Below are 23,472 nucleotides of genomic sequence, written 5' to 3' on the forward strand. Positions count from 1 at the left end.
CTGATTGATGAAGAGAAAAAAGCTCAAGATTATTTTGCTGGTTACAGCTCTGCTTGTCGCTCTGCCGTTTTGGGGGCACCAGCGCGTTGAACGCTTCGCCGATACGCCATTGGCGATCCAGCAGGAAACCCTCTTCAAGCTGCCCGCCGGTACCGGACGGGTGGCACTGGAAGGGCTATTGGTGCGCGATAAACTGATCCACAACGGCAGATGGTTCCCTTGGTTGCTGCGGTTGGAACCGGAACTGGCGGAGTTCAAGGCGGGTACTTACCGTTTTACACCGGGGATGACGGTACGTGAAATGCTGAAACTGCTGGCAAGCGGTAAAGAAGCGCAGTTCAGCGCACGCTTTATCGAAGGCGCGCGCCTGAGTGATGGGCTGCAGGTGCTACAGCAAGCCAAATATGTCAAACACACCCTGGCGGGGAAAAGTGAAGCTGAGATTGCGCTGGCGCTGGGGCTACCCGCTGGTAGCAGTCTTGAAGGGCGCTTGTATCCTGATACTTATCTTTATACCGCCGGAACCAGCGATCTGGCGCTGTTGAAACGTTCACACCTGCGCATGAACAAAACCCTGCAAGAGATCTGGGATGCGCGAGATACCACTCTGCCGTATAAAACGCCGGATGAGTTGCTGATCATGGCGTCGATCGTCGAGAAAGAGACTGGCGTAGCGGAAGAGCGTGGCAAGGTCGCTTCGGTGTTTGTTAACCGGCTACGTTTGGGAATGCGTTTACAGACTGACCCCACGGTGATTTATGGCATGAAGGATAGCTATACTGGCAACATCAGCCGTAAAGATCTGGAAACCCCGACGCCCTATAACACGTATGTGATCAGCGGCCTGCCGCCAACGCCGATTGCGATGCCTAGCCGGGCTTCATTAGAGGCAGCGGCCAATCCAGAAAAAACGTCTTATCTTTATTTTGTTGCCGACGGTAAGGGTGGGCATACGTTTACCACTAATCTGGCCAGCCACAATGAGGCGGTGCGCACTTACCGCCAGGTGTTAAAGGAAAAGAATGAAAAGTAAATTCGTGGTTATCGAAGGGCTGGAAGGCGCAGGCAAGACCACTGCACGTAATACGATCGTCAGCGTACTGAATGAGCGGGGTATCAATGATATCGTTTTCACCCGCGAGCCTGGTGGCACGCCGCTGGCGGAAAAACTCCGCGATCTGTTTAAACGCGGGACTGATGGTGAACTGCCCACCATCAAAGCAGAAGTACTGATGCTGTACGCCGCCCGTGTCCAGTTAGTTGAAACCGTGATTAAACCGGCGTTAGCACGCGGTGCCTGGGTGGTGGGCGATCGCCACGATCTCTCGTCACAAGCCTATCAGGGCGGTGGAAGAGGGGTTGATCCGCAGTTGATGGCGTCGCTGCGCGATATCGTCCTGGGTGATTTTCGTCCCGACTTGACCGTGTATCTCGATCTGCCACCGCTGGTTGGATTACAGCGCGCGCGGGCACGTGGTGAGCTGGATCGCATTGAACAGGAGGCGTTACCGTTCTTCGAACGCACCCGTGAGCGTTATCTGCAACTGGTGGCGCAAGACAATTCCATTGTGACCGTTGATGCGGCACAGCCTTTGGAGCAGGTGACCGCCGATATTCGCCGGGTGGTTGCGCTGTGGTTGCAACAGCAGGAAGAAGCGTAATGAACTGGTATCCGTGGCTCAACGCCCCTTATCGCCAACTGGTGGGGCAGTATGCGGCTGGTCGCGGCCATCATGCCTTGCTCGTGCATGCTTCACCGGGCAATGGTGACGAGGCGTTACTTTATGCATTAAGCCGCTGGCTGATTTGCCAACAGCGCAACGGTGAGAAAAGCTGCGGGGAATGCCATAGCTGCCGGCTGATGCTGGCGGGTAACCATCCGGATTATCACGTGCTGACGCCGGAAAAAGGCAAAAGCAGTTTGGGCATTGAACCTATTCGCCAGGTGATAGAGACCCTCTATTCACACGCCCAGCAGGGCGGAGCGAAGGTGGTTTGGCTGCCGCAGGCCGAACTGCTGACCGAGGCCGCTGCCAATGCGTTGCTGAAAACCTTGGAGGAGCCGCTTGCCAATACCTTTTTTCTATTGGCTTGCAATGAACCTTCGCGCCTGATGGCAACGCTGCGTAGCCGTTGTTTCTACTGGCACTTAGCCAGCCCTGACGAAGCGCTTAGCCTGCAATGGCTGAATCGCCAGGCACCGGGTAACCCGGTCGATCGTCTTACGGCCCTGCGCCTGCATGACGGTGCGCCAATTGCCGCCGAGCGGTTACTGCAACCGCAGCTCTGGCAGCAGCGTAGCGCGCTGTGTACGGCGCTGAATAACGCTTTACCGCAGCGCGATATGCTGGCGTTACTCCCGGTTCTTAATCATGACGACGTCGCTGAGCGGCTGCACTGGCTGTGCGCTTTGCTGGTCGATGCGATGAAATGGCAACAGGGGGCGGCAGGTTATGTTTTGAATCAGGATCAGCAACCGCTGATACAGCAACTGGCCAGTCGCCTGAGCAGCACTTCATTGCAGCAGATCGTGCAACAATGGCTGAAGTGCCGCCAACAGTTGGTCAATATTGCTGGTGTCAACCGCGAGCTATTGCTCACCGAACAGTTACTTAGCTGGGAGCAGATGTTAGGTTCCACTGGCTATTCACAATCTCACTCGTTGTAAAAGAGTTTATTACTATGTTGTTAGTTGATTCGCATTGCCACCTCGATAGCCTGGATTTTGATGCCCTGCATCAGAACGTTGATGATGCCTTGGCAAAAGCCAAAGCGCGCGATGTGGGCTATGTGTTGGCGGTGGCTACCACACTGCCGGGCTATCAGGCCATGACCCAACTGATCGGCTCGCGTGCCGATGTGGCTTTCTCCTGCGGCGTTCACCCGCTGAACCTGGAAGGGGGGTACGATTATGCGGAACTGCGCCGTCTGGCGGCGGCAGAACAAGTGGTCGCATTAGGGGAAACCGGGCTGGATTATTTCTACCAGAAAGACAATATCCCACTGCAGCAGGCTTCTTTCCGCGAGCATATCCGTATTGGCTGCGAGCTTAACAAACCGGTGATTGTGCACACCCGCGATGCCCGCGCAGATACGTTAGCTATTCTGCGTGAAGAGAATGCGCAGGAGTGTGGCGGGGTGCTGCACTGTTTCACCGAAGATCTGGCTACCGCTCAGGCGCTGCTGGATCTCGGTTTCTACATTTCGTTCTCCGGAATTGTCACCTTCCGCAATGCAGAATCATTACGTGAGGTGGCACGCTATGTGCCGCTGGATCGCATGCTGGTGGAAACCGACTCTCCTTACCTTGCGCCAGTGCCACACCGGGGCAAAGAAAACCAACCTGCTTATGTACGTGATGTTGCTGAATATCTTGCCGTCTTAAAAGGTGTAAACCTGGAAACGTTGGCAGAGGCGACCACGAGCAACTTTTCACGTTTATTTCATCTCAAACTCTGATCTTTCGCCTAGGCTTAGGGGGCGGTCGATAAGAGTATAATTCTTTTTAAGCTCGTAATTAATCGCTGAAACGGGTATTGTTCGCCCCCGTTTTATGGCGGTGGTGGGTCTCTTTTTCATCGAAAAATACAAAAAGTAGACGATTTAGAGAAAAACCCGCGCTCTTATTCATTGAAACGTGACTGCCATCAAACATTACCCAGGGTATTTATTTTACTCTGCGTAAAAATTCAAGGGGTGCTCAGACACCCCGAATTGTAAGGGTTTTTCTCCCCCCCTTGCAGCGCGAAAATTCGCGAGAAGTAGCAAAGCACCATTACTCAGGAGCACACTCAACTATGTTCAAGAACGCATTTGCAAACCTGCAGAAAGTAGGTAAATCGCTGATGCTGCCGGTATCCGTATTGCCTATCGCAGGTATTCTGCTGGGCGTCGGTTCCGCCAACTTTAGCTGGCTGCCGATGGTAGTCTCCCACGTGATGGCAGAAGCTGGCGGGTCAGTCTTCGCCAATATGCCGTTAATTTTCGCCATTGGTGTGGCCCTCGGCTTCACTAACAATGACGGTGTTTCTGCATTGGCCGCTGTAGTGGCTTACGGCATTATGGTGAAAACCATGGCTGTGGTTGCTCCGCTGGTGTTGCATCTGCCAGCCGAAGAGATTGCAGCGAAACATTTGGCCGATACCGGTGTGCTCGGGGGGATTATCTCCGGCTCCATCGCTGCCTATATGTTCAACCGCTTCTTCCGCATCCAACTGCCAGAATATCTGGGCTTCTTTGCCGGTAAGCGTTTTGTGCCGATCATCTCCGGCCTAGCCGCGATCATGATGGGCGTGGTCTTGTCATTTATCTGGCCACCTATCGGTACCGCTATTCAGACCTTCTCACAGTGGGCTGCGTACCAGAACCCAGTATTGGCATTCTTTATTTATGGCGTCGTTGAGCGTGCTCTAGTGCCGTTTGGTCTGCACCATATCTGGAACGTACCATTCCAAATGCAAATCGGTGAATTCACCAACGCAGCGGGCCAAGTGTTCCATGGTGACATTCCTCGCTATATGGCGGGTGACCCAACTGCAGGTATGCTGTCTGGTGGTTTCCTGTTCAAGATGTATGGTCTACCCGCCGCTGCGATTGCCATCTGGCATTCGGCTAAGCCGGAAAACCGCGCCAAAGTTGGCGGTATCATGATCTCCGCTGCGTTGACCTCGTTCCTGACCGGTATTACCGAGCCAATTGAATTCTCATTCATGTTCGTTGCACCGATCCTGTACGCGATTCATGCGCTCCTGGCGGGCCTGGCATTCCCAATCTGTATTCTGTTGGGCATGCGTGACGGTACCAGCTTCTCACACGGTCTGATCGACTTCATCGTACTGAGCGGTAACAGCAGCAAAATCTGGCTGTTCCCAATCGTCGGGGTTATCTACGGTCTGGTGTACTACACCATCTTCCGTGTGCTGATCGCGAAACTGGATCTGAAAACGCCTGGTCGTGAAGATACGAGTGCTGATCAGGTTACTCAGGGCGGTTCTGAAATGTCTGCAGCCTTGGTTCAGGCATTTGGTGGTAAGGAAAACATCACTAACCTGGATGCTTGTATTACACGTCTACGCGTCAGCGTGGCCGACGTATCCAAGGTTGACCAGGCTGGGCTGAAGAAACTGGGTGCTGCGGGGGTGGTAGTTGCAGGCTCTGGTGTTCAGGCCATCTTTGGTACCAAATCCGATAACCTGAAAACAGATATGGATGAGTACATCCGTAACAACTGATTCAGGCTGGGGAGCTTGTAAGGGAGGCGATAGCCTCCCTTTTTTTATGGTTTTCGGTAACGCGTTGAGCTGCTGCTATTACAGGTGCTTTATCGTGAAGCGTTTGTCACTGCGGCGGTGAATGGTGAATTTAGAGGGGGAGGCGGGCGTGTTAATCTTGTCATGGCTGAATAATTCTGCATCACTCAATGCGGAAAATGCGCAATCCGGTTGAAAACGGTAGAATTTGTCACTCATACTGCTAAATCTTTTATGTACACAAGGAGCTCGAGATGGCCGAAGAAACTATTTTCAGTAAAATTATCCGCCGTGAAATCCCTGCTGATGTGGTTTATCAGGATGAGTTGGTCACCGCATTTCGTGATATCTCTCCGCAGGCACCCATCCATGTCCTGATTGTGCCGAATGTGTTGATCCCCACCGTGAATGATGTCACCTCCGCCCATGAAGCGGCGTTGGGGCGTATGATCACCGTGGCGGCTAAAATTGCCGAGCAGGAAGGGATTGCGGAAGATGGCTATCGCCTGATCGTCAATTGCAATCGCCACGGTGGGCAAGAGGTTTACCATATTCATATGCATTTGGTCGGTGGGCGTGTCTTGGGCCCGCTGCTGCCACGTTAATTGGAGGAGCTCCATGCGCTATCCCCAAACCTTGCGTTGCCTGATGGCGCTGGTTTTACCTGCCGTGATGCTGATGGGGTGCAGCAGCCCACAAGGCATTGCGGTGAATGAAAGGCAAACGGTGGTGATGGATTCGTCGCTGCTGACTGCGGGCATTGTGGCCGATCACCCGTCAATAACCACAACTTCAGCAGGCGTGCGGGCGGCTTCGGTAGTAAGCAATAGCCAAAAGACCCCGGTGACGATCCATTACCGCTTCTATTGGTACGATCCGCAGGGGCTTGATATCCTGCCTGTCGAACAACCCCGCACCGTCACTATTGCAGCGAATTCAGGCGTTGAGGTCTATTCATTGAATGGTAACTTTGATGCTAAACGTGCGCGTCTGTATCTATTCTTATAAGCCTTGGGTTCCGTTGGAGAGGGATAATGAAAAAGTATCTATTTGTGGCGTTGGCCGCGTTAGTGTTAACCGGCTGTCCGTCCCGCCCACCAGAGCCGCAGCAGCCACCGGTGATCGTTGAACCGGTTCCGCAGCCAGAACCGAAACCGCAGCCACCGGCTCCCGAGCCAGTGCCACAGCCACCGAAACTGCAGCAGCTTGATTGGCTGGGCAGCGTGCAGCCGTTAGTCAACGACATGTTGAAAACGGATGGCGTGAGCACGGGCAGCGTACTGCTGCTGGACAGTGTCAAAAATAACACCAACGGCGCGCTGCAGATATCGCAGGCCACCGCCGCCTTGCACCAGGCGTTGGCGTCGAATCAAACCTTCAGCATCGTGCCGGAAGCGCAGTTGGCCAGCGCCAAGCAAACGCTCGGCTTGTCTGCCGAGGATAGCCTGGGTTCACGCAGCAAAGCCATCGGTCTGGCACGCATCGTCAATGCTCAGTATGTGCTGTATAGCGATGTCAGCGGCGACGTAAAGACCCCGGTGATGGATATGCAACTGATGCTGGTACAAAGCGGCGAAATCGTCTGGTCGGGTAATGGCAACGTTAAGCAGTGAGGCCCAGCTTCGGCGATTAATCAGTAACAGGCTGCCGGCGGTAAATACCGCCGGTTGTCATTTCCGCCCCGTGCAAGGGTTAACCGGTGAGAGCTGGCTGATAGAGGGGGCGGGAATACGTCTGTTGGCTCGCCAGCAGATGCCGGATAAGTATGTGCTCGGCGTCAGCCGCCGCCGTGAAGCGCGGGTGCTGAAGCGTTGTGGTGCGGGGCTCGGGCCGCAGGTGTTGCTGCAAACTTCCGCTTGGCTGATTGTCGAATGGCTTACTGGTGACAACATCAGTGAAGCCGCTTTTCGCGCATTAATTGAAAATGGCGAATTGGCGGCGTTGATAGCGGAACTGCATCATCGGCCACTGAGCGGCTATCGGTTAAATCTGCAGCAACAGCTTGCCCGTTACTGGCAACGGATCGATCGGCGGCGCATGACCCCTGCCTGGCTAAGTTGGCAGCATACATTTATGCGCAGCGTGCCACCGCAGCCGCTGAAGTTAGCGCCGCTGCATATGGATATCCACTGCGGTAATCTGTTGCTGCAGGGCGAGCGGCTAAGGCTGATTGACTGGGAATATGCCGCCGACGGTGATATTGCCTTGGAACTGGCCGCACTGTTCCGTTTTAATCAGTTCTCATCGGCTACCCAGCACAATTTTTTACGCCACTATGCGCAGCACGGCTATTCAGACTGCGGGCAACTGGCTGCTCAGTTACAACGTTGGCTACCTTGGGTGGATTACCTGATGCTGATGTGGTTTGAAGTCCGCTGGCAGCAGAGTGGGGATCGTGAGTTTTTGCGCTGGAGCGCAGCGCTATACCAGCGCTTTTGTTTATCATCCTGCTGTTCTCAATGAATTAATGAAGTGAGGTGGCCGTGGGCCCAGTAATGCTAGATGTCGTCGGCTACGAGCTGGACGCAGAAGAACGAGAGATTTTAAAGCATCCTTTGGTGGGTGGCTTGATCCTGTTTACCCGTAATTTCCACGATGCTGAACAGCTGCGTGAGCTGGTGCGGCAGATTCGCGCAGCATCCCACGATCGGCTGGTGGTAGCGGTGGATCAGGAAGGGGGGCGCGTGCAGCGTTTCCGCGAAGGGTTTACCCGCTTACCGGCCGCACAGTCGTTCGCCGCGCTCAACGATGCACAGGAAGGCGGGCGGCTCGCCCAAGAGGCCGGGTGGCTGATGGCCGCGGAAATGATCGCCCAGGATATTGACATCAGTTTTGCTCCGGTGCTGGATTTGGGGCATGCCAGTGCGGCGATCGGCGAGCGCTCATTCCACAGCGATCCACAGCAGGCGTTGGCGATGGCCGAGCGCTTTATTCAGGGGATGCGCAGCGTGGGCATGAAGACCACCGGCAAGCATTTCCCCGGGCATGGCGCGGTCACGGCGGATTCGCATAAAGAAACCCCGCGCGACCCGCGCCCGTTGGCGCAAATTCGTGAGCAGGATATGTCGATCTTCCGCGAGCTGATTGGCCGCAGCTTGCTCGACGCCGTGATGCCTGCCCACGTCATCTATACTGAAGCAGATGCGCGCCCGGCCAGCGGTTCGCCCTACTGGCTGAAACAGATTCTGCGCCAGGAACTGGGTTTTGACGGTATTATTTTCTCAGACGATCTGTCGATGGAAGGAGCAGCGATCATGGGCAGCTACGCCGAGCGCGGTCAGGCGGCGCTGGATGCCGGTTGCGATATGATTCTGGTGTGTAATAACCGTGCGGGCGCGGTCAGCGTGCTGGATAACCTGTTCCCGGTCAAAGTAGAAAAACTGAGACAGTTATATCATCGCGGTCAGTTCACCCGTCAGGAACTGCGTGATTCCGAGCGCTGGCAGTTGGCGCACAAGCAGTTGAGTGCGTTGAGCGAACGCTGGGAAGAACATAAACAGCGTTGTGCACGGTGAATGAGTAGGGCGTCGTAATGCGGCGTTAATGATGGGGATTGCACGGCGATCCCCAGCTTGTTGCGAGGATCCACATGATTATCTATTTACATGGCTTCGATTCTAACAGTCCCGGCAATCATGAAAAGGTTTTGCAGTTACAGTTCATCGATCCGGACGTGCGTTTCATCAGTTACAGCACTTTGCATCCACGCCATGACATGCAGCATTTGCTAAAAGAGGTGGATAAAGCGGTTCAGCAGGAAGGGGATAACAGCCCGCTGATCTGCGGTGTGGGCCTGGGGGGCTTTTGGGCCGAGCGCATTGGCTTCTTGTGCGGTATCCGCCAGGTGATCTTTAATCCGAACCTGTACCCGGAAGAAAACATGCTCGGCAAGATCGATCGGCCGGAAGAATATCGCGATATCGCCACCAAGTGTGTGGAGGATTTTCGTGAGAAGAACCGCGATCGCTGTCTGGTGGTGCTTTCCCGTCATGATGAGATGTTAGACAATCAGCGCAGCGCAGATCTGCTGCATAAGTACTATGAGATCGTTTGGGACGAACAGCAGACGCACAAGTTCAAAAATATCTCGCCACATCTGCAACGCATCAAGGCGTTCAAGACTCTCGCGTAACAATTTTATAACGCTATTCCAGGCCACCATGGCGGCTCCAAAAGGGCGGTGATGGTGGCTTCACGGGTTCTTAGTGGCCTTTTTTGCTTTGCCAGAAATAAAAAGCGAAACTGTGATCGGGTGCTAACTATTTGAATCACAATCCCCAAAAAATCCCTTCGTCCAGCCTTTAACCAAAAAAGTTTGACCTACATCAATTTTGGTATGACCAAATAACCTCTCATGCTATTCTGGCCTTAGATAGCAGGTTTAATTTACGCGAACTTCATGTATTCTAAGGATATTATTCTTTACCCTTAGATAACAATAGGTTCACATTTAGGGGGTTATTTTGACAACGCCAAAGAAAAAAATTGTGATTGTCGGCGGTGGTGCCGGTGGCTTAGAGCTGGCAACCAGCCTCGGGCACAAATTGGGCCACAAGAACAAAGCTGAGGTCACGTTGGTCGATCGCAACCACAGTCACCTGTGGAAACCGTTATTGCATGAAGTGGCTACCGGATCGCTGGATGATGGCGTTGACGCGCTGAGTTACCTGGCACATGCCCGTAATCATCACTTCAATTTCCAACTCGGTTCGCTGGTCAATATAGACCGTGAAAAACAGACGCTGCAACTGACGCAGATTTGTGATGAGCAGGGGATTGAGCTGGTTCCTGCGCGCGAACTGAGTTACGACATTCTGGTGATGGCGCTGGGCAGTACGTCAAATGATTTTGGTACCCCAGGGGTGAGAGACAACTGCATCTTCCTGGATAACCCGCATCAGGCGCACCGTTTCCACAATGAAATGCTGAACCTGTTCCTCAAGTTTTCGGCTAAGCCGGGCGAGAAGGAAAGCGTTAATATCGCCATCGTGGGTGGGGGGGCTACCGGTGTGGAGCTGTCTGCCGAGCTGCATAATGCGGTAAAACAGTTGCACAGCTATGGGTTTGAAGGGTTGGACAACAGTGCGCTGAAAGTTACCTTGGTTGAAGCCGGTGAACGCATTCTGCCTGCCTTACCACCGCGCATTTCTTCCGCTGCTCACCAGGAACTGAATAACCTGGGGGTGCGCGTGCTAACCAATACCATGGTGACCAGTGCTGATGAGAATGGCCTGAATACCAAAGGCGGCGAGTTTATCAATGCCGATCTGATGGTGTGGGCAGCAGGCATCAAGGCCCCGGACTTTATGAAAGACATTGCCGGGCTGGAAACCAACCGTATCAACCAGCTAGTGGTGGAACCTACGCTGCAAACCACGCGTGACCCCAATATCTTCGCCATCGGTGACTGTGCCTCTTGCCCACGTGAGGGCGGCGGTTTTGTGCCACCACGAGCGCAGTCTGCGCATCAGATGGCATCGCGCTGTTTTACCAATATACTGGCATTGATGAATGGGCAGCCTTTGAAGCCTTATGTGTATAAAGATCACGGCTCACTGGTCTCGCTTTCGCGTTTTAGTACCGTTGGTAGCCTGATGGGCAACCTGATGCGCGGTTCGATGATGATCGAAGGGCGTGTGGCGCGCGTGGTGTATATTTCACTGTACCGCATGCACCAGGTGGCGCTGCACGGCTACACCAAAACCGGGCTGATGATGCTGGTGGGTGGGATTAACCGAGTGATTCGTCCGCGCTTGAAAATGCACTGATACCGTTTCGCCGTTACGGCAATAAAAACCCACGCAGGCTCGCCCGTGTGGGTTTTTTATTGCTCAGCTTCCTGATGTATCACGGATATAGCGTGAAATAGGCTGCATAAAAGTTATTGGTCAGATGAAAACGCTAAAATAAAAGTGAAACCATTAAGACTCATCCTAAAAGATAAGCCTTGGCGCGATTTATGGCCTTTTTAGGGAAATCGTCTTATTGCAGGGCTTAGGGTTATTACGCAGACTTTATCGCGTTTACAGACGGCGCGTCGCGCACGCCGTGAACCGCGAGCCACCGGTGCGCAGTCGGCAACGGCGGTGGATTTTCCGGTACAAAATGCGTGGTAATACATTCAAGAGGATTTCCTGTGAACAAGTCAATGTTAGCCGGTGTTGGAATTGGTATTGCCGCCGCTCTGGGGATTGCGGCCGTGGCCAGTATGGACGTGTTTTCTGCCGGCCCGCAGTACGCGCAGGTTCTCACTGCAACACCCATTAAAGAGACCATCAAAACGCCACGGCAGGAGTGCCGTAACGTCACCGTGACCCATCGCGCGCCCGTACAGGATGAAAACCGCATCGCCGGTTCGGTGCTCGGAGCCGTTGCTGGCGGCGTGATTGGCCATCAGTTCGGCGGGGGCAGAGGCCGCGATGTGGCGACCGTGGTGGGTGCCTTAGGGGGCGGCTATGCCGGTAATCAGGTTCAGGGAAGCCTGCAGAATAACGATACCACCACCAGCACACAGCAGCGCTGCAAAACGGTTTATGATAAATCGCAGAAAACGCTGGGGTACGACGTCACTTATCAGATCGGCAACCAGCAGGGCAAAATCCGCATGGATCACGACCCAGGTACCCAGATCCCGCTGGATAAACGTGGGCAACTGGTGCTGAATAAGGCGTGAGTTAAGCGGTGAGAGTCTCAAGCCGCGCGGGGTGAGAGGAAGATCATCGTACGATAAACCCCTCGCCCTGGCTGGCTAGGCCATCAGGCTGCCAGCGTATGTTCCCTGAAGGCGGCCAACAGCTCTTCAATAAACTTCAGCCTGGCTGGGCGATCGGTGAGATCCAGCATAAACTTCAGCTTAGCCGGGCCGTCGAGGCGATAGACCTGCGGTTTGCTTTGCAACAGACCGATCAGATAGCCAGGGTCAACACGGTTTTTTTCGCCAAATTCGATAAATCCACCGCGTTCGTTGCCTTCAATACGTTTGATACCTAGCTTCTGCGCCTGCTGACGCATCGCGGCGCTTTGCAGCAGATGACGGGCCGCATCCGGCAACAGCCCGAAGCGGTCAATCAACTCCACCTTCAGTTCTTCCAGTTCGCCCGCATTTTTGGCGCTGGCGATGCGCTTGTAGAAGGACAAGCGGGTATTCACATCAGGAATAAAATCATCCGGCAGCAGGGCTGGCATGCGCAGTTCCACTTCGGTCTGATTGCTGGTGAGATCTTCCAGCGAAGGTTCGCGCCCGTTCTTCAAGGCATCAACCGCGCTTTCCAACAGTTCCATGTACAACGAGAAACCGACGGTGGTCATTTGCCCGCTCTGATCTTCACCCAACAGTTCGCCTGCACCGCGAATCTCCAAGTCGTGCGTTGCCAGTGCGAAACCTGCGCCCAAATCTTCCAGCGCGGCGATCGCCTCCAGGCGTTTATGCGCGTCGGCGCTCATGGTTTTTGGATGTGGCGTAAGCAGGTAGGCGTAGGCCTGGTGGTGGGAGCGCCCAACGCGACCACGAAGTTGATGTAACTGCGCCAGGCCAAAGCGATCGGCACGCTCGATAACAATGGTATTGGCACTCGGAATATCGATACCGGTTTCGATAATGGTGGTACAGACCAGCACGTTGAAGCGTTGGTGGTGGAAATCGTTCATCACCCGCTCCAGATCGCGCTCGCGCATCTGGCCGTGGCCGATAGCAATACGCGCCTCAGGCACCAGTTCCGCCAGCCTTTCTGCTGCTTTGTCGATGTTTTCCACATCGTTGTACAGGTAATACACCTGCCCACCGCGCAGCACCTCACGCAGAATGGCTTCGCGCACCACCAGGCTGTCGTATTCGCGCACGAAGGTTTTTACCGCCAACCGGCGTGCCGGTGGGGTGGCGATGATCGACAGATCGCGCATGCCGCTCATCGCCATATTCAAGGTGCGTGGAATCGGCGTGGCGGTGAGCGTCAGAATATCCACGTCCGCGCGCATCGCTTTAATGCGCTCTTTGTGGCGCACGCCGAAGCGATGTTCTTCATCGACGATCAGCAACCCCAAATCCTTCCAGCGCAGATCGCTCTGTAACAGTTTATGGGTGCCGATCAGGATATCGACTTTGCCTTCGGCGGTTTGTTCCAGCACCTGCTGTTGCTCTTTGGCGCTGCGGAAACGTGACATCATCTCAATGCGGATCGGCCAGGTGGCAAAACGATCGCGGAAGTTATCGAAGTGCTGCTGTGCCAGCAGGGTGGTCGGCACCAATACCGCCACCTGTTTATTGTTCTCCACCGCCAGGAACGCGGCGCGCATCGCCACTTCGGTTTTACCAAAGCCGACATCGCCACAAACCAAGCGATCCATCGCCAGCGGTTGGCACATATCGCTCAACACGGCATTGATGGCCTGTTCCTGATCGGGCGTGGTCTCAAACGGGAAGGTTTGGCAGAACAACTGATATTGCTCGCGGTTGTGCTTGAAGGCAAAGCCGGATTTGGCAGCGCGCTGCGCGTAAATATCCAGCAGCTCTGCGGCCACGTCGCGCACGCGTTCGGCTGCTTTCTGCCGCGCTCGCGACCAGGCATCGCCGCCCAGTTTGTGCAGCGGCGCATGCTCGTCAGAGCCCCCGGCGTAGCGGCTGATCAGGTGCAGGGAGGAGACTGGCACGTACAGCTTGTCCTCGCCCGCGTAAGAGAGGATCAGGTATTCCGCCTTGATACCACCGGCTTCCAGCGTGGTCAGGCCGACATAGCGCCCGACGCCGTGTTCCAGATGCACCACCGGTTGGCCAGGATGCAGCTCCGCCAGGTTACGGATCAGGGTATCGGTATTGATAGTGCGACGATTATCCTGCCGACGGCGGCTGACGCGTTCACCCAGCAAATCGCTTTCGCAGATCAGCGCCCGGTTGCGCAGGCTATCCAGAAAGCCGCGCTCGGAAGCACCAATCATCATATAACGGCCCGGCGCCTGAGCCTCATCAAGGTGATGAATCAGGTGGGTACTTAGCTTGATGCGGCCCAGCAAATCCTGCAATGTTTCACGGCGGCCCTCGCTCTCGACGGAGAAAATAACGCTGCCGCTGAAGCTTTCGGTAAATCGACGCAGGTTATCCAGCGGGGCTTTCTGCTGCGCCTGTACGGACAAATCAGGCAAGGTCTGATAACCCAGATTAGTGCTGCCTGCCTTGGCGGGCAGATCGTCGGTTTTCAGCGCCATGCGCGGCCAGGCTTTCAGTTCGGCGAACAGGGCATCCACACGCAGCCACAGCGTATCGGGGGCGAGCAACGGGCGCATTGGATCGATCCGGCGGCTTTCAAACCGCTGGTTGACATCCAGCCAGAAACGCTCGGCGGCGCTCTCCAGGTTGCCAGTGTTAACGACCAGCGTGTTGGCGGGCAGATAGCTGAATAAAGAAGGCAATGGCTGGCTGAAGAACAGCGGTTGCCAGTATTCGATACCGGCAGGCCAGGTGCCTTTGCTCACCTGCTGATAAATATGTTCGGCGTCGCGGCGCACTTCAAACTGTTCCCGCCATTGGCTGCGGAACAGTTCAATGGCGGTTTTATCGGTGGGGAATTCATGGGCGGGCAGCAGGTTGATGGCATCCACTTCGCTTAGCGTGCGCTGCGTATCCACATCGAAAATGCGCAGGCTGTCGATGTCATCATCAAAGAAGTCGATACGATAAGGCTCTTCGCTGCCCATCGGATACAGGTCGAGCAGCGCGCCACGGGTGGCGAACTCGCCGTGCTCCATCACCTGATCGACGCTGCGGTAGCCAGCCTGCTCCAACTGAGCACGCAGCCGATCCCGTGACAGCCGCTGGCCTTTTTTCATCACCAGCGCATGGCCGTGCAGGAACTCATGCGGGCAAACACGCTGCATCAGGGTATTGACCGGCAGGATAATAATGCCGCGCGCCATGCTTGGCAGATGATATAAGCTGGACAGACGCGCTGAAATGATCTCCTGATGCGGTGAGAAGCTGTCGTACGGCAGCGTTTCCCAGTCGGAAAGGGTGGTTACCTTCTGGTCGGTGAACTGCTGGATCTCGTCACGCAGCCGCAGCGCATTTTGCATATCCGGGGCGATGAGCATCACCGGGCCGTGATGACGCTCGGCGATCTCGGCGCATTCCACCGCGCAGGCAGAGCCGGTCAGTTGCCCCAGTTGACGTAAATCACCCGCGCGGTCAGGGAGAGAGTAACGGGAAGATGATGATGCGGAACGGCGGCTATTATCAGAAGTGCTCATTCAGTTATCTTTAATCAATGAATTGAATAACAGTTTTTGTGGTGTTCACCGTGCGCTTGACGCGTGAATACCACAAAATCCTGTTTGCCTGGCGCAAATAACGGCGCGCCTCTACCTCAGTTATACTAGCCCAGCGTTTAAGAAACTGACACAGGTAAAGCGTAGGCAAGGCTGCCGTTGGGCGTTATTTAACCGCCGTTAAGAGAATAAAACCCGCCGGGTGGTTCCATAAACCGGGTGGAGCCATTATTATCCATGCTCACTGTGCTTAAGCTACGGCAACTAAACGGATTTCATGTATCAACCTGTCGCGTTATTCATTGGCCTGCGTTATATGCGCGGGCGAGCCTCAGACCGCTTCGGGCGGTTTGTCTCCTGGCTGTCCACCATCGGTATTACGCTGGGTGTGATGGCATTGGTCACCGTGCTTTCGGTGATGAACGGTTTCGAAAAAGATCTCGAAAACAACATTCTGGGTTTAATGCCGCAGGCGCTGATTAGCGCTAAGCAGGGCTCGATCAATCCTGAACAACTCCCGGCGTCGGCGGTGCAGGGGCTGCAAGGGGTAACCCGCGTGGCTGCGCTGACCACCGGCGATGTGGTATTGCAAAGCGCGCGCAGCGTCGCCGTGGGGGTGATTCTTGGGGTGGATCCCAACGAAGCCGATCCGCTGTCACCCTATCTCATCAACGTCAAGCTGCAGCAATTGCAGCCGGGTGAGTACAACCTGATCATCGGTGAACAGCTCGCTGGGCAGTTGGGCGTCAAACGTGGCGATCAGCTTCGCCTGATGGTGCCGAGCGCCAGCCAGTTCACCCCAATGGGGCGCATTCCCAGCCAGCGTTTGTTTACTATTATCGGCACTTTCCATGCCAACAGTGAGGTGGATGGCTACCAACTGTTGGCCAATCAGCAGGATGCCTCGCGCCTGATGCGCTATCCGGCGGGGAATATCACCGGTTGGCGCCTGTTCCTGCAACAACCACTGCAGGTGGATACCCTCAGCCAGCAAACGCTGCCGGAAGGCACCGTATGGAAAGACTGGCGCGAGCGCAAGGGCGAGCTGTTCCAGGCGGTGCGTATGGAGAAAAACATGATGGGGCTGCTGCTCAGCCTGATCGTCGCGGTGGCGGCATTCAACATCATTACTTCTCTGAGCCTGCTGGTGATGGAGAAGCAGGGGGAAGTTGCGATCCTGCAAACCCAGGGCCTGACGCGGCGCCAGATTATGTTGGTCTTTATCGTACAGGGTGCCAGTGCGGGTATTATCGGTTCGCTGCTCGGCACGCTGCTCGGCGTGTTGTTGGCCAGCAATCTGAACAACCTGATGCCGATCTTGGGCGCTTTGATTGACGGCGCTTCGCTGCCGGTGGCGGTTGATCCGCTACAGGTCGCGATCATTGCCGTGGCGGCGATGGCGGTTTCCCTGTTGTCCACGCTTTACCCTTCATGGCGCGCTGCCGCCGTACAACCCGCTGAGGCTTTACGTTATGAGTAATCATCCTTTATTGCAGTGTGACAACCTGTGCAAGACCTATCAGGAAGGCAATCTGCATACCGATGTGCTGCGCAATGTCAGTTTTGCCATGCAACCGGGCGAGATGATGGCGATCGTCGGCAGTTCGGGTTCCGGTAAAAGTACCTTGCTGCACCTGCTGGGCGGGCTGGATTCCCCCACTTCTGGCGAAGTGATCTACAAGGGCCAGTCATTGAATACGCTGTCTTCTGCCGCCAAGGCCGAGTTGCGTAACCGTCAGCTTGGCTTTATTTATCAGTTTCACCACCTGCTGCCGGACTTTACCGCGCTGGAAAACGCCGCCATGCCGCTATTGATTGGCGGGGTGAAACCGGCGCTGGCGCAGGAAAAGGCGCTGGAAATGCTGGCGGCGGTTGGGTTGGAAAAACGCAGCAAACATCGCCCCTCTGAGCTTTCTGGCGGCGAGCGCCAGCGTGTGGCAATCGCCCGAGCGCTGGTGAACAACCCATCGCTGGTGTTGGCGGATGAACCGACAGGTAACCTGGATAAACGCACCGCCGACAGCATTTTCGATTTGCTGGGCGAACTGAATGTGCGCCAGGGCACCGCGTTTCTGGTAGTGACCCACGATTTGCAACTTGCCAAACGCCTGAGCCGCCAGCTGGAAATGGCCGATGGCCATCTGCAGGCTCACCTGACCCTGATGGGGGCTGAGTAATGAGCGCTTCGCCACTCTCCTTGCTGATGGCGCTGCGCTTCAGCCGTGGCCGGCGGCGCGGTGGTATGGTTTCGCTGATTTCGGTGATTTCCACCATTGGCATTGCGCTAGGGGTGGCGGTGCTGATCGTCGGCCTGAGTGCAATGAACGGTTTCGAACGTGAACTGCAGAACCGCATTCTGGCGGTGGTGCCGCACGGTGAGATCGAACCGGTTAATCAGCCGTTCGAAGGCTGGCCGGAGATCCAGCAGCGGGTGGAAAAAGTGCCGGGCATTTTGGCCGCGGCACCTTATATCAACTTTACCGGCCTGATGGAAAATGGCACTCAACTGCGTGCGGTGCAGGTTAAAGGGGTTGATCCTGCCCAGGAGAACCAGCTCAGCGCATTGCCAAAATACGTGCAGGGCGATGCTTGGGCCAATTTCAAAAGCGGTGAACAGCAGGTGATTCTGGGCAAAGGCGTTGCCGAAGCGCTGGGGGTGAAAGCAGGTTCCTATGTCACGGTGATGATCCCAAACAGCGACCCGGAAATGAAACTGCTGCAACCGAAGCGGATCCGTCTGCAGGTGGCCGGTATTCTGCAACTCAGCGGCCAGCTTGATCACAGCCTGGCGCTGGTGCCGCTGGCCGACGCGCAACAGTATCTGGATATGGGTGACAGTGTCACCGGTCTTGCGATCAAAGTGAATGACGTGTTCGCGGCGAACAAGCTGGTGCGAGATGCCGGGGAAGTCACTAACGCCTACGTCTATATCAAAAGCTGGATCGGCACCTACGGCTATATGTATCGCGATATTCAGATGATCCGCGCCATTATGTATCTGGCGATGGTGCTGGTGATCGGGGTGGCCTGCTTCAACATCGTTTCCACGCTGGTGATGGCCGTGAAGGACAAAAGCGGTGATATCGCGGTGCTGCGGACTCTTGGTGCCAAAGATGGGTTTATCCGCGCGATCTTTATCTGGTATGGCTTGCTGGCCGGGCTGGTGGGTAGCCTCAGCGGCGTGGTGGTTGGTGTTATCGCCTCGCTGCAACTGACCAATCTGATCAAAGGCATCGAAAAGCTGATGGGACACTCTTTCCTTTCCGGCGATATCTATTTTATCGACTTCCTGCCGTCCGAGCTGCACTGGCTGGATGTGTTGATCGTGCTGGCAACCGCCATTGTGCTCAGCCTGTTGGCCAGTTGGTATCCGGCCCGGCGTGCCAGCCGGATCGATCCTGCGCGCGTATTGAGCGGACAATAATAAAAACCTGGGGCTGATATGCAATGCCAGTCAGTTAAGGCTAACCAGTTCCCTCTCCCTTGGGGAGAGGGTTAGGGAGAGGGGGCGACGTCTTGAGCCATTGATGCATGATTATGCCGCTTTGCGCTTAACTGATTGGCATTAGGGGCTGATATGCCCCATTTTTTTAGCCGGAGGCTGAGTTATGTACTACGGTTTCGATATGGGTGGCACCAAGATTGAACTGGGGGTATTCGATGCCAATCTGCAGCGTATCTGGCAAAAACGGGTGCCAACGCCGCGCGACGATTACCGGCAATTGCTGGCCGTGCTGCGCGATCTCACCCATGAGGCCGATGCGCTGTGTGGTTCGCCAGGCTCGGTGGGGATAGGTATTCCCGGCCTGCCGAATGAAGATGGCACCCTGTTTACTGCCAACGTACCAGCCGCCATGGGGCAAGCGCTGCCGCGCGATCTGGGCACGCTGATTGGCCGTGAGGTCAGGGTCGATAACGATGCCAACTGCTTCGCTTTGTCAGAAGCCTGGGATGATGAATTCCGTCACTATCCTACCGTGTTGGGCATTATTCTTGGTACTGGCGTGGGCGGCGGGTTGATCGTCGATGGCAACGTGCTGTCTGGGCGTAATTATATCGCTGGCGAATTCGGCCATTTTCGTTTGCCGGTGGATGCGCTGGAGGTGTTGGGGCGTGATATACCTCGCGTAGCCTGCGGTTGCGGCCATAACGGTTGCATTGAAAATTACATATCGGGCCGCGGTTTTGAGTGGATGTACCACCACTTTTATCAGCAGCACTTGCCTGCGCAGCAGATTATTGCGCATTATCTGGCGAGTGAGCCACAGGCCGTGGCGCATGTTGATCGTTTTCTGGACGTGTTGGCGATATGCCTCGGTAATTTGCTGACCATCGTTGATCCGCATCTGGTGGTGATTGGCGGTGGCCTATCGAATTTCGACGCGATCTACCAGGCGTTGCCGCAGCGCCTGCCAGCACATCTGCTGCGTGTGGCTAAGCTGCCACGCATCGAGAAGGCGCGTTACGGCGATGCAGGCGGGGTTCGTGGGGCTGCATTTCTCAATTTGGTGCGTAATAAATAAGGAGAGTTCATGCACACTCGCCATCGGTTGTGTCGGTTTCGCAAGAATAAGCATGTATTGCATCAGCGTTTTCGTTCACGGATTTTCCACCGAGACACTATGGCGGCGGCAGAGTTGAAGAAGCCTTTTGTTGTGGTGCTGACGGGGGCCGGGATCTCTGCTGAGTCGGGCATCCGCACCTTCCGCGCGGACGACGGGTTATGGGAAGAACATCAGGTAGAAGATGTCGCTACCCCCGAAGGCTATAGGCGCGATCCGGCGCTGGTGCAGGCGTTTTATAACGCGCGCCGTCAGCAGCTTCAGCAACCGGGCATCGCCCCTAATGCCGCTCATCGCGTGCTGGCGGAGCTTGAAGAGTGGCTGGGGGATAACTTCCTGCTGGTAACGCAAAATATTGATAATCTGCATGAGCGCGCCGGCAGTAAGCGGGTGCTGCATATGCACGGTGAGTTGCTGAAAGTGCGTTGCACCAACTCCGGGCAGGTATTCAACTGGCCTGGCGATCTGAGCGTGGACGATCGTTGCCACTGCTGCCAGTTTCCGGCACCGTTGCGCCCGCACGTGGTGTGGTTTGGTGAAATGCCGCTAAGGATGACCGAAATCTATGAAGCGCTGGCCAAAGCCGATTTCTTCGTGGCAATCGGTACTTCCGGCCATGTATATCCGGCGGCAGGTTTTGTTCATGAGGCGCGATCGGCGGGGGCCTATACCATTGAGCTGAACCTGGAACCTAGCCAGGTGGAAAGCCAGTTTGATGAGAAGCACTATGGCCCGGCCAGTGAAGTGGTGCCACGTTTCGTGCACAAGCTGCTGATGGGTAAGATCGAACGTGCGGATATCCCCTATAACGGCGCAGGCTAACGCTGTTGCCGGGGGCATCGAGCTACCCCGGTGTAAAATCGTTATTGATTCTAATGATTTCAGGTAAATCTGATTATTAATGACCTGTCTCAATATTTGATCCGAATCGGTTCCGCATAATGAAACGCGAAATTCTGAGGGCGGAACCATGGATAAACTACTTGATCGCTTTTTTAACTACGTCTCTTTCGACACACAGGCTAAAGCGAACGTCAAACATGTGCCGAGTACCGATGGGCAACTGAAGCTGGCGCGTGCGTTGCGACAGGAAATGATTGAGCTGGGGTTTGAACAGGTATCGCTCAGCGAGCATGGCTGTGTGATGGGAACGTTGCCCGGTAATGTCGCCTGGCCGGTACCCACGATTGGATTTATTTCCCACCTGGATACTTCACCGGATTTTTCCGGTAAGAACGTGACGCCGCAGATTGTGGAAAATTACCGCGGGGGCGATATTGCCTTGGGCATTGGTGATGAGGTGCTTTCACCGGTCATGTTCCCGATCCTGCATCAGATGCTGGGGCAAACGTTGATCACTACCGACGGTAAAACGCTGCTGGGTGCCGATGACAAAGCGGGGATTGCCGAAATCCTTACCGCGATGATGCGCTTGAAACAGCAAAAAATCCCCCATGGCGATATCCGCGTTGCCTTTACTCCCGATGAAGAGGTGGGCAAAGGGGCACAGGTGTTTGATGTTGCCGCTTTCAATGCCGAGTGGGCCTACACCGTTGATGGCGGCGGCGTGGGTGAACTGGAGTGTGAAAATTTCAATGCGGCGACGGTGACGGTGAAGATCGTTGGCAACAACGTGCACCCCGGCACCGCCAAGGGGGTGATGGTGAATGCGCTGTCGCTGGCGACGCGTTTCCATCATGCGCTGCCGGCGGATGAAACGCCGGAGAATACCGAAGGTTATCAAGGCTTTTATCACCTGAGCAGCATCAAAGGGCACGTTGAGCGCGCCGAGATGCATTACATCCTGCGTGATTTTGAGCGTGAAGGTTTTGAGGCGCGCAAGCGTAAAATGATCGAAGTGGCGCAAACCGTGGGGCGCGGTTTGCCGCGAGACTGCTATATCGAAGTGGCGATCGAGGACAGCTATTACAACATGCGCGATCAGGTTGCCCACCATCCGCATGTGATTGCGCTGGCGCAACAGGCAATGCGCGATTGCGATATAGAGCCGATGATGAAACCGATTCGCGGCGGCACAGACGGTGCACAGCTGTCATTCAAAGGGTTGCCTTGTCCGAACCTGTTTACCGGCGGTTATAATTTTCACGGCAAGCACGAGTTCATCACCCTTGAGGGTATGGAGCAGGCCGTGGGGGTGATTATGCGTATTGCGGCTTTGACGGCGGCGCGCGCCAAGAGTAGATAACCGTGTTTACCGGGCGCAGCGTGCTGCGCCCGCTGAACGCCGTTTAGTCGTTAAAATACCAGTAGCCGCTGTTGACCAGTGTGGTCAGCAAAGCCAGGAAGGAAGGATCGTCCATCGCTTCACCCAGCAGGGCTGCATCAACGCTGAAATGTTGGCACAGTGCATCAGCCGCCTGCAGGTGGTTGGTATCAATCAACTCACCGTTAACAAAGCACTGCTCGCCAATGCGCAGCACACGCAGGCCGCCCAGGCGCTGTAGCGCTTCACCCTGTTGCAGCAGTTCGTAGATTTCACCCGCTTGATACGGTGGTTCCGGTGGTGCAATGTCCAATTCGTGGCGCGATTGCGAAATAAACTCACCGAACCAGCCTTGGAAATGTTCCGGCTGCTGCACCAGGTCCAGAATCATCTGGCGCAGGGCATCCACTTCCTGAGGTAACACAGTGGCCGGGCGATCGCGCAAGGCAATGTCCGGATCGCTGTAACGCTGGCTGCCCAGATCGCGCGCCAAGACATAATCGGCAAAGCCGCTGACCAGTTCGCGGCCATTCGGGGCGCGGAAACCTACGGAATAGTTGAGTGAGTTCTCCAGCGAATACCCCTCATGCGGGAAGCCCGGCGGAATATACAGAATATCTCCCGGCTCCATCTCTTCATCAATAATGGCGTCGAAAGGTTCGACTTGCAGCAGGTCTGGATGCGGGCTGTGCTGCTTCATCGGCACTTTTTCGCCCACGCGCCAGCGGCGATGGCCGGTTCCCTGAATAATAAAAACATCGTACTGATCGAGATGTGGGCCTACGCCGCCGCCCGGCACAGAGAACGAAATCATCAGATCGTCCATACGCCAGTCTGGCAGTTTGCGGAACGGGTGCATCAGCGCACAGGAGGGTTCGTGCCAGTGATCGACGGCCTGCACCAGCAGCGACCAGTTGGTTTCACCCAAGTGATCGTAACTTTCGAAGGGGCCATGTGCAACCTGCCAACGGCCGTCCTGGTGGCTGACCAAACGGCTGTCCACTTCATTTTCCATCGCGAGTCCGGCCAGCTCATCCGGGGAGATTGGATCGATAAAATTTTTAAAACCGCGCTTCAGAATTACCGGGCGCTTTTGCCAATAACGTTGCAAAAAGTCGTTCCAGTCCAGATCTAATTGATAATCCATCTTCTATTCCAGGATTGAGTGAGCTTGAGGGTGATT

At 55.3% G+C, this 23,472-nt stretch carries 22 protein-coding genes; 19 read left to right on the forward strand and 3 right to left on the reverse strand.

The annotated features are described in order from the left end of the window. The first annotated feature begins 7 nt into the window (after positions 1-7). The 5 genes from mltG to ptsG all read left to right on the forward strand — a co-directional run bounded on the left by mltG (position 8) and on the right by ptsG (position 5,231). Positions 8-1,033, forward strand: coding sequence for an endolytic transglycosylase MltG (gene mltG / locus WG891_RS05555; protein WP_337261842.1), 1,026 nt, complete (start codon positions 8-10; stop codon positions 1,031-1,033). Next, on the forward strand, positions 1,023-1,661 hold the full coding sequence (tmk, locus tag WG891_RS05560; RefSeq protein ID WP_156293833.1) for a dTMP kinase: 639 nt from the start codon (positions 1,023-1,025) through the stop codon (positions 1,659-1,661). The genes mltG and tmk overlap by 11 nt, the downstream gene beginning before the upstream one ends. Then, entirely contained in the window at positions 1,661-2,668 is a 1,008-nt protein-coding gene (gene holB, locus WG891_RS05565; RefSeq protein WP_337261843.1) for a DNA polymerase III subunit delta', read from the forward strand. The genes tmk and holB overlap by 1 nt, the downstream gene beginning before the upstream one ends. Before the next feature lie 14 nt (positions 2,669-2,682). Then, positions 2,683-3,459 (forward strand): metal-dependent hydrolase, encoded by a 777-nt coding sequence (locus WG891_RS05570; protein WP_337261844.1) that lies wholly within the window; start codon positions 2,683-2,685, stop codon positions 3,457-3,459. A gap of 338 nt (positions 3,460-3,797) precedes the next feature. After that, positions 3,798-5,231: a PTS glucose transporter subunit IIBC gene (gene ptsG / locus WG891_RS05575; protein ID WP_337261845.1), complete on the forward strand. Its 1,434-nt coding sequence runs from the start codon at positions 3,798-3,800 to the stop codon at positions 5,229-5,231. A 78-nt stretch (positions 5,232-5,309) separates the two neighbouring features. On the opposite strand, the gene WG891_RS05580 is transcribed toward ptsG, so the two are convergent. Beyond that, positions 5,310-5,468: a hypothetical protein gene (locus WG891_RS05580; RefSeq protein WP_337261846.1), complete on the reverse strand. Its 159-nt coding sequence runs from the start codon at positions 5,466-5,468 to the stop codon at positions 5,310-5,312. Positions 5,469-5,503: 35 nt separating this feature from the next. On the opposite strand from WG891_RS05580, the gene hinT reads away from it, so the two are divergent. From hinT to WG891_RS05620, 8 genes are all read left to right on the forward strand, one after another. Further along, entirely contained in the window at positions 5,504-5,854 is a 351-nt protein-coding gene (gene hinT / locus WG891_RS05585; RefSeq protein WP_337261847.1) for a purine nucleoside phosphoramidase, read from the forward strand. 13 nt (positions 5,855-5,867) lie between these two features. After that, on the forward strand, positions 5,868-6,257 hold the full coding sequence (locus WG891_RS05590; protein ID WP_337261848.1) for a YcfL family protein: 390 nt from the start codon (positions 5,868-5,870) through the stop codon (positions 6,255-6,257). A 26-nt stretch (positions 6,258-6,283) separates the two neighbouring features. Further along, the gene (lpoB, locus tag WG891_RS05595) at positions 6,284-6,862 is read left to right on the forward strand and encodes a penicillin-binding protein activator LpoB (RefSeq protein WP_156293829.1); all 579 of its coding nucleotides are present in this window, start codon (positions 6,284-6,286) and stop codon (positions 6,860-6,862) included. Beyond that, positions 6,843-7,712, forward strand: coding sequence for a thiamine kinase (gene thiK, locus WG891_RS05600; RefSeq protein ID WP_337261849.1), 870 nt, complete (start codon positions 6,843-6,845; stop codon positions 7,710-7,712). The genes lpoB and thiK overlap by 20 nt, the downstream gene beginning before the upstream one ends. A gap of 32 nt (positions 7,713-7,744) precedes the next feature. Then, complete coding sequence (gene nagZ / locus WG891_RS05605; protein WP_337261850.1) at positions 7,745-8,764, forward strand: beta-N-acetylhexosaminidase; 1,020 nt, start codon at positions 7,745-7,747, stop codon at positions 8,762-8,764. A 74-nt stretch (positions 8,765-8,838) separates the two neighbouring features. Further along, positions 8,839-9,381: an alpha/beta hydrolase YcfP gene (ycfP, locus tag WG891_RS05610; protein WP_337261851.1), complete on the forward strand. Its 543-nt coding sequence runs from the start codon at positions 8,839-8,841 to the stop codon at positions 9,379-9,381. Between the two features lie 331 nt (positions 9,382-9,712). Continuing rightward, on the forward strand, positions 9,713-11,017 hold the full coding sequence (locus tag WG891_RS05615; protein ID WP_337261852.1) for an NAD(P)/FAD-dependent oxidoreductase: 1,305 nt from the start codon (positions 9,713-9,715) through the stop codon (positions 11,015-11,017). A gap of 368 nt (positions 11,018-11,385) precedes the next feature. Further along, positions 11,386-11,922, forward strand: coding sequence for a glycine zipper 2TM domain-containing protein (locus WG891_RS05620; RefSeq protein ID WP_167370506.1), 537 nt, complete (start codon positions 11,386-11,388; stop codon positions 11,920-11,922). Between the two features lie 83 nt (positions 11,923-12,005). Here WG891_RS05620 and mfd read toward each other — a convergent pair whose 3' ends face one another. After that, a complete protein-coding gene (mfd, locus tag WG891_RS05625; protein ID WP_337261853.1) occupies positions 12,006-15,485 on the reverse strand; it encodes a transcription-repair coupling factor in 3,480 nt (1,159 codons plus the stop codon). Positions 15,486-15,780: 295 nt separating this feature from the next. Here mfd and lolC point away from each other — a divergent pair, with 295 nt between their 5' ends. The 6 genes from lolC (at position 15,781) to pepT (ending at position 22,271) form a co-directional block, all read left to right on the forward strand. Then, positions 15,781-16,983 (forward strand): lipoprotein-releasing ABC transporter permease subunit LolC, encoded by a 1,203-nt coding sequence (gene lolC, locus WG891_RS05630; protein ID WP_337261854.1) that lies wholly within the window; start codon positions 15,781-15,783, stop codon positions 16,981-16,983. Continuing rightward, positions 16,976-17,680: a lipoprotein-releasing ABC transporter ATP-binding protein LolD gene (lolD, locus tag WG891_RS05635; RefSeq protein ID WP_156293822.1), complete on the forward strand. Its 705-nt coding sequence runs from the start codon at positions 16,976-16,978 to the stop codon at positions 17,678-17,680. The genes lolC and lolD overlap by 8 nt, the downstream gene beginning before the upstream one ends. Then, complete coding sequence (gene lolE, locus WG891_RS05640; RefSeq protein WP_076939857.1) at positions 17,680-18,927, forward strand: lipoprotein-releasing ABC transporter permease subunit LolE; 1,248 nt, start codon at positions 17,680-17,682, stop codon at positions 18,925-18,927. Before lolD ends, lolE begins: the two co-directional genes overlap by 1 nt. Before the next feature lie 184 nt (positions 18,928-19,111). Further along, positions 19,112-20,026, forward strand: a complete 915-nt coding sequence (gene nagK / locus WG891_RS05645; RefSeq protein WP_337261855.1) for an N-acetylglucosamine kinase — start codon at positions 19,112-19,114, stop codon at positions 20,024-20,026. Between the two features lie 9 nt (positions 20,027-20,035). Further along, positions 20,036-20,887, forward strand: coding sequence for a Sir2 family NAD+-dependent deacetylase (gene cobB / locus WG891_RS05650; protein ID WP_076939859.1), 852 nt, complete (start codon positions 20,036-20,038; stop codon positions 20,885-20,887). 148 nt (positions 20,888-21,035) lie between these two features. Beyond that, positions 21,036-22,271, forward strand: coding sequence for a peptidase T (pepT, locus tag WG891_RS05655; RefSeq protein WP_337261856.1), 1,236 nt, complete (start codon positions 21,036-21,038; stop codon positions 22,269-22,271). Between the two features lie 43 nt (positions 22,272-22,314). Here pepT and WG891_RS05660 read toward each other — a convergent pair whose 3' ends face one another. Then, positions 22,315-23,436, reverse strand: coding sequence for a ribosomal protein uL16 3-hydroxylase (locus WG891_RS05660; protein WP_337261857.1), 1,122 nt, complete (start codon positions 23,434-23,436; stop codon positions 22,315-22,317). Positions 23,437-23,472: the final 36 nt, after the last annotated feature.

Source organism: Serratia sp. MMO-28, assembly GCF_037199905.1.
GTDB lineage: Bacteria > Pseudomonadota > Gammaproteobacteria > Enterobacterales > Enterobacteriaceae > Chania > Chania oryzae.

Excerpts from the sequence above, each read along its gene's own strand:
- nagZ (WP_337261850.1), top strand. The coding sequence starts at position 7,745 with ATGCTAGATGTCGTCGGCTACGAGCTGGACGCAGAAGAACGAGAGATT.
- mltG (WP_337261842.1), top strand. The coding sequence starts at position 8 with ATGAAGAGAAAAAAGCTCAAGATTATTTTGCTGGTTACAGCTCTGCTT.
- ycfP (WP_337261851.1), top strand. The coding sequence starts at position 8,839 with ATGATTATCTATTTACATGGCTTCGATTCTAACAGTCCCGGCAATCAT.
- lpoB (WP_156293829.1), top strand. The coding sequence starts at position 6,284 with ATGAAAAAGTATCTATTTGTGGCGTTGGCCGCGTTAGTGTTAACCGGC.
- hinT (WP_337261847.1), top strand. The coding sequence starts at position 5,504 with ATGGCCGAAGAAACTATTTTCAGTAAAATTATCCGCCGTGAAATCCCT.
- WG891_RS05660 (WP_337261857.1), bottom strand. The coding sequence starts at position 23,436 with ATGGATTATCAATTAGATCTGGACTGGAACGACTTTTTGCAACGTTAT.
- lolE (WP_076939857.1), top strand. The coding sequence starts at position 17,680 with ATGAGCGCTTCGCCACTCTCCTTGCTGATGGCGCTGCGCTTCAGCCGT.
- WG891_RS05590 (WP_337261848.1), top strand. The coding sequence starts at position 5,868 with ATGCGCTATCCCCAAACCTTGCGTTGCCTGATGGCGCTGGTTTTACCT.
- WG891_RS05580 (WP_337261846.1), bottom strand. The coding sequence starts at position 5,468 with ATGAGTGACAAATTCTACCGTTTTCAACCGGATTGCGCATTTTCCGCA.
- nagK (WP_337261855.1), top strand. The coding sequence starts at position 19,112 with ATGTACTACGGTTTCGATATGGGTGGCACCAAGATTGAACTGGGGGTA.
- lolC (WP_337261854.1), top strand. The coding sequence starts at position 15,781 with ATGTATCAACCTGTCGCGTTATTCATTGGCCTGCGTTATATGCGCGGG.
- tmk (WP_156293833.1), top strand. The coding sequence starts at position 1,023 with ATGAAAAGTAAATTCGTGGTTATCGAAGGGCTGGAAGGCGCAGGCAAG.
- thiK (WP_337261849.1), top strand. The coding sequence starts at position 6,843 with ATGGCAACGTTAAGCAGTGAGGCCCAGCTTCGGCGATTAATCAGTAAC.
- WG891_RS05570 (WP_337261844.1), top strand. The coding sequence starts at position 2,683 with ATGTTGTTAGTTGATTCGCATTGCCACCTCGATAGCCTGGATTTTGAT.
- mfd (WP_337261853.1), bottom strand. The coding sequence starts at position 15,485 with ATGAGCACTTCTGATAATAGCCGCCGTTCCGCATCATCATCTTCCCGT.
- holB (WP_337261843.1), top strand. The coding sequence starts at position 1,661 with ATGAACTGGTATCCGTGGCTCAACGCCCCTTATCGCCAACTGGTGGGG.
- cobB (WP_076939859.1), top strand. The coding sequence starts at position 20,036 with ATGCACACTCGCCATCGGTTGTGTCGGTTTCGCAAGAATAAGCATGTA.
- pepT (WP_337261856.1), top strand. The coding sequence starts at position 21,036 with ATGGATAAACTACTTGATCGCTTTTTTAACTACGTCTCTTTCGACACA.
- ptsG (WP_337261845.1), top strand. The coding sequence starts at position 3,798 with ATGTTCAAGAACGCATTTGCAAACCTGCAGAAAGTAGGTAAATCGCTG.
- lolD (WP_156293822.1), top strand. The coding sequence starts at position 16,976 with ATGAGTAATCATCCTTTATTGCAGTGTGACAACCTGTGCAAGACCTAT.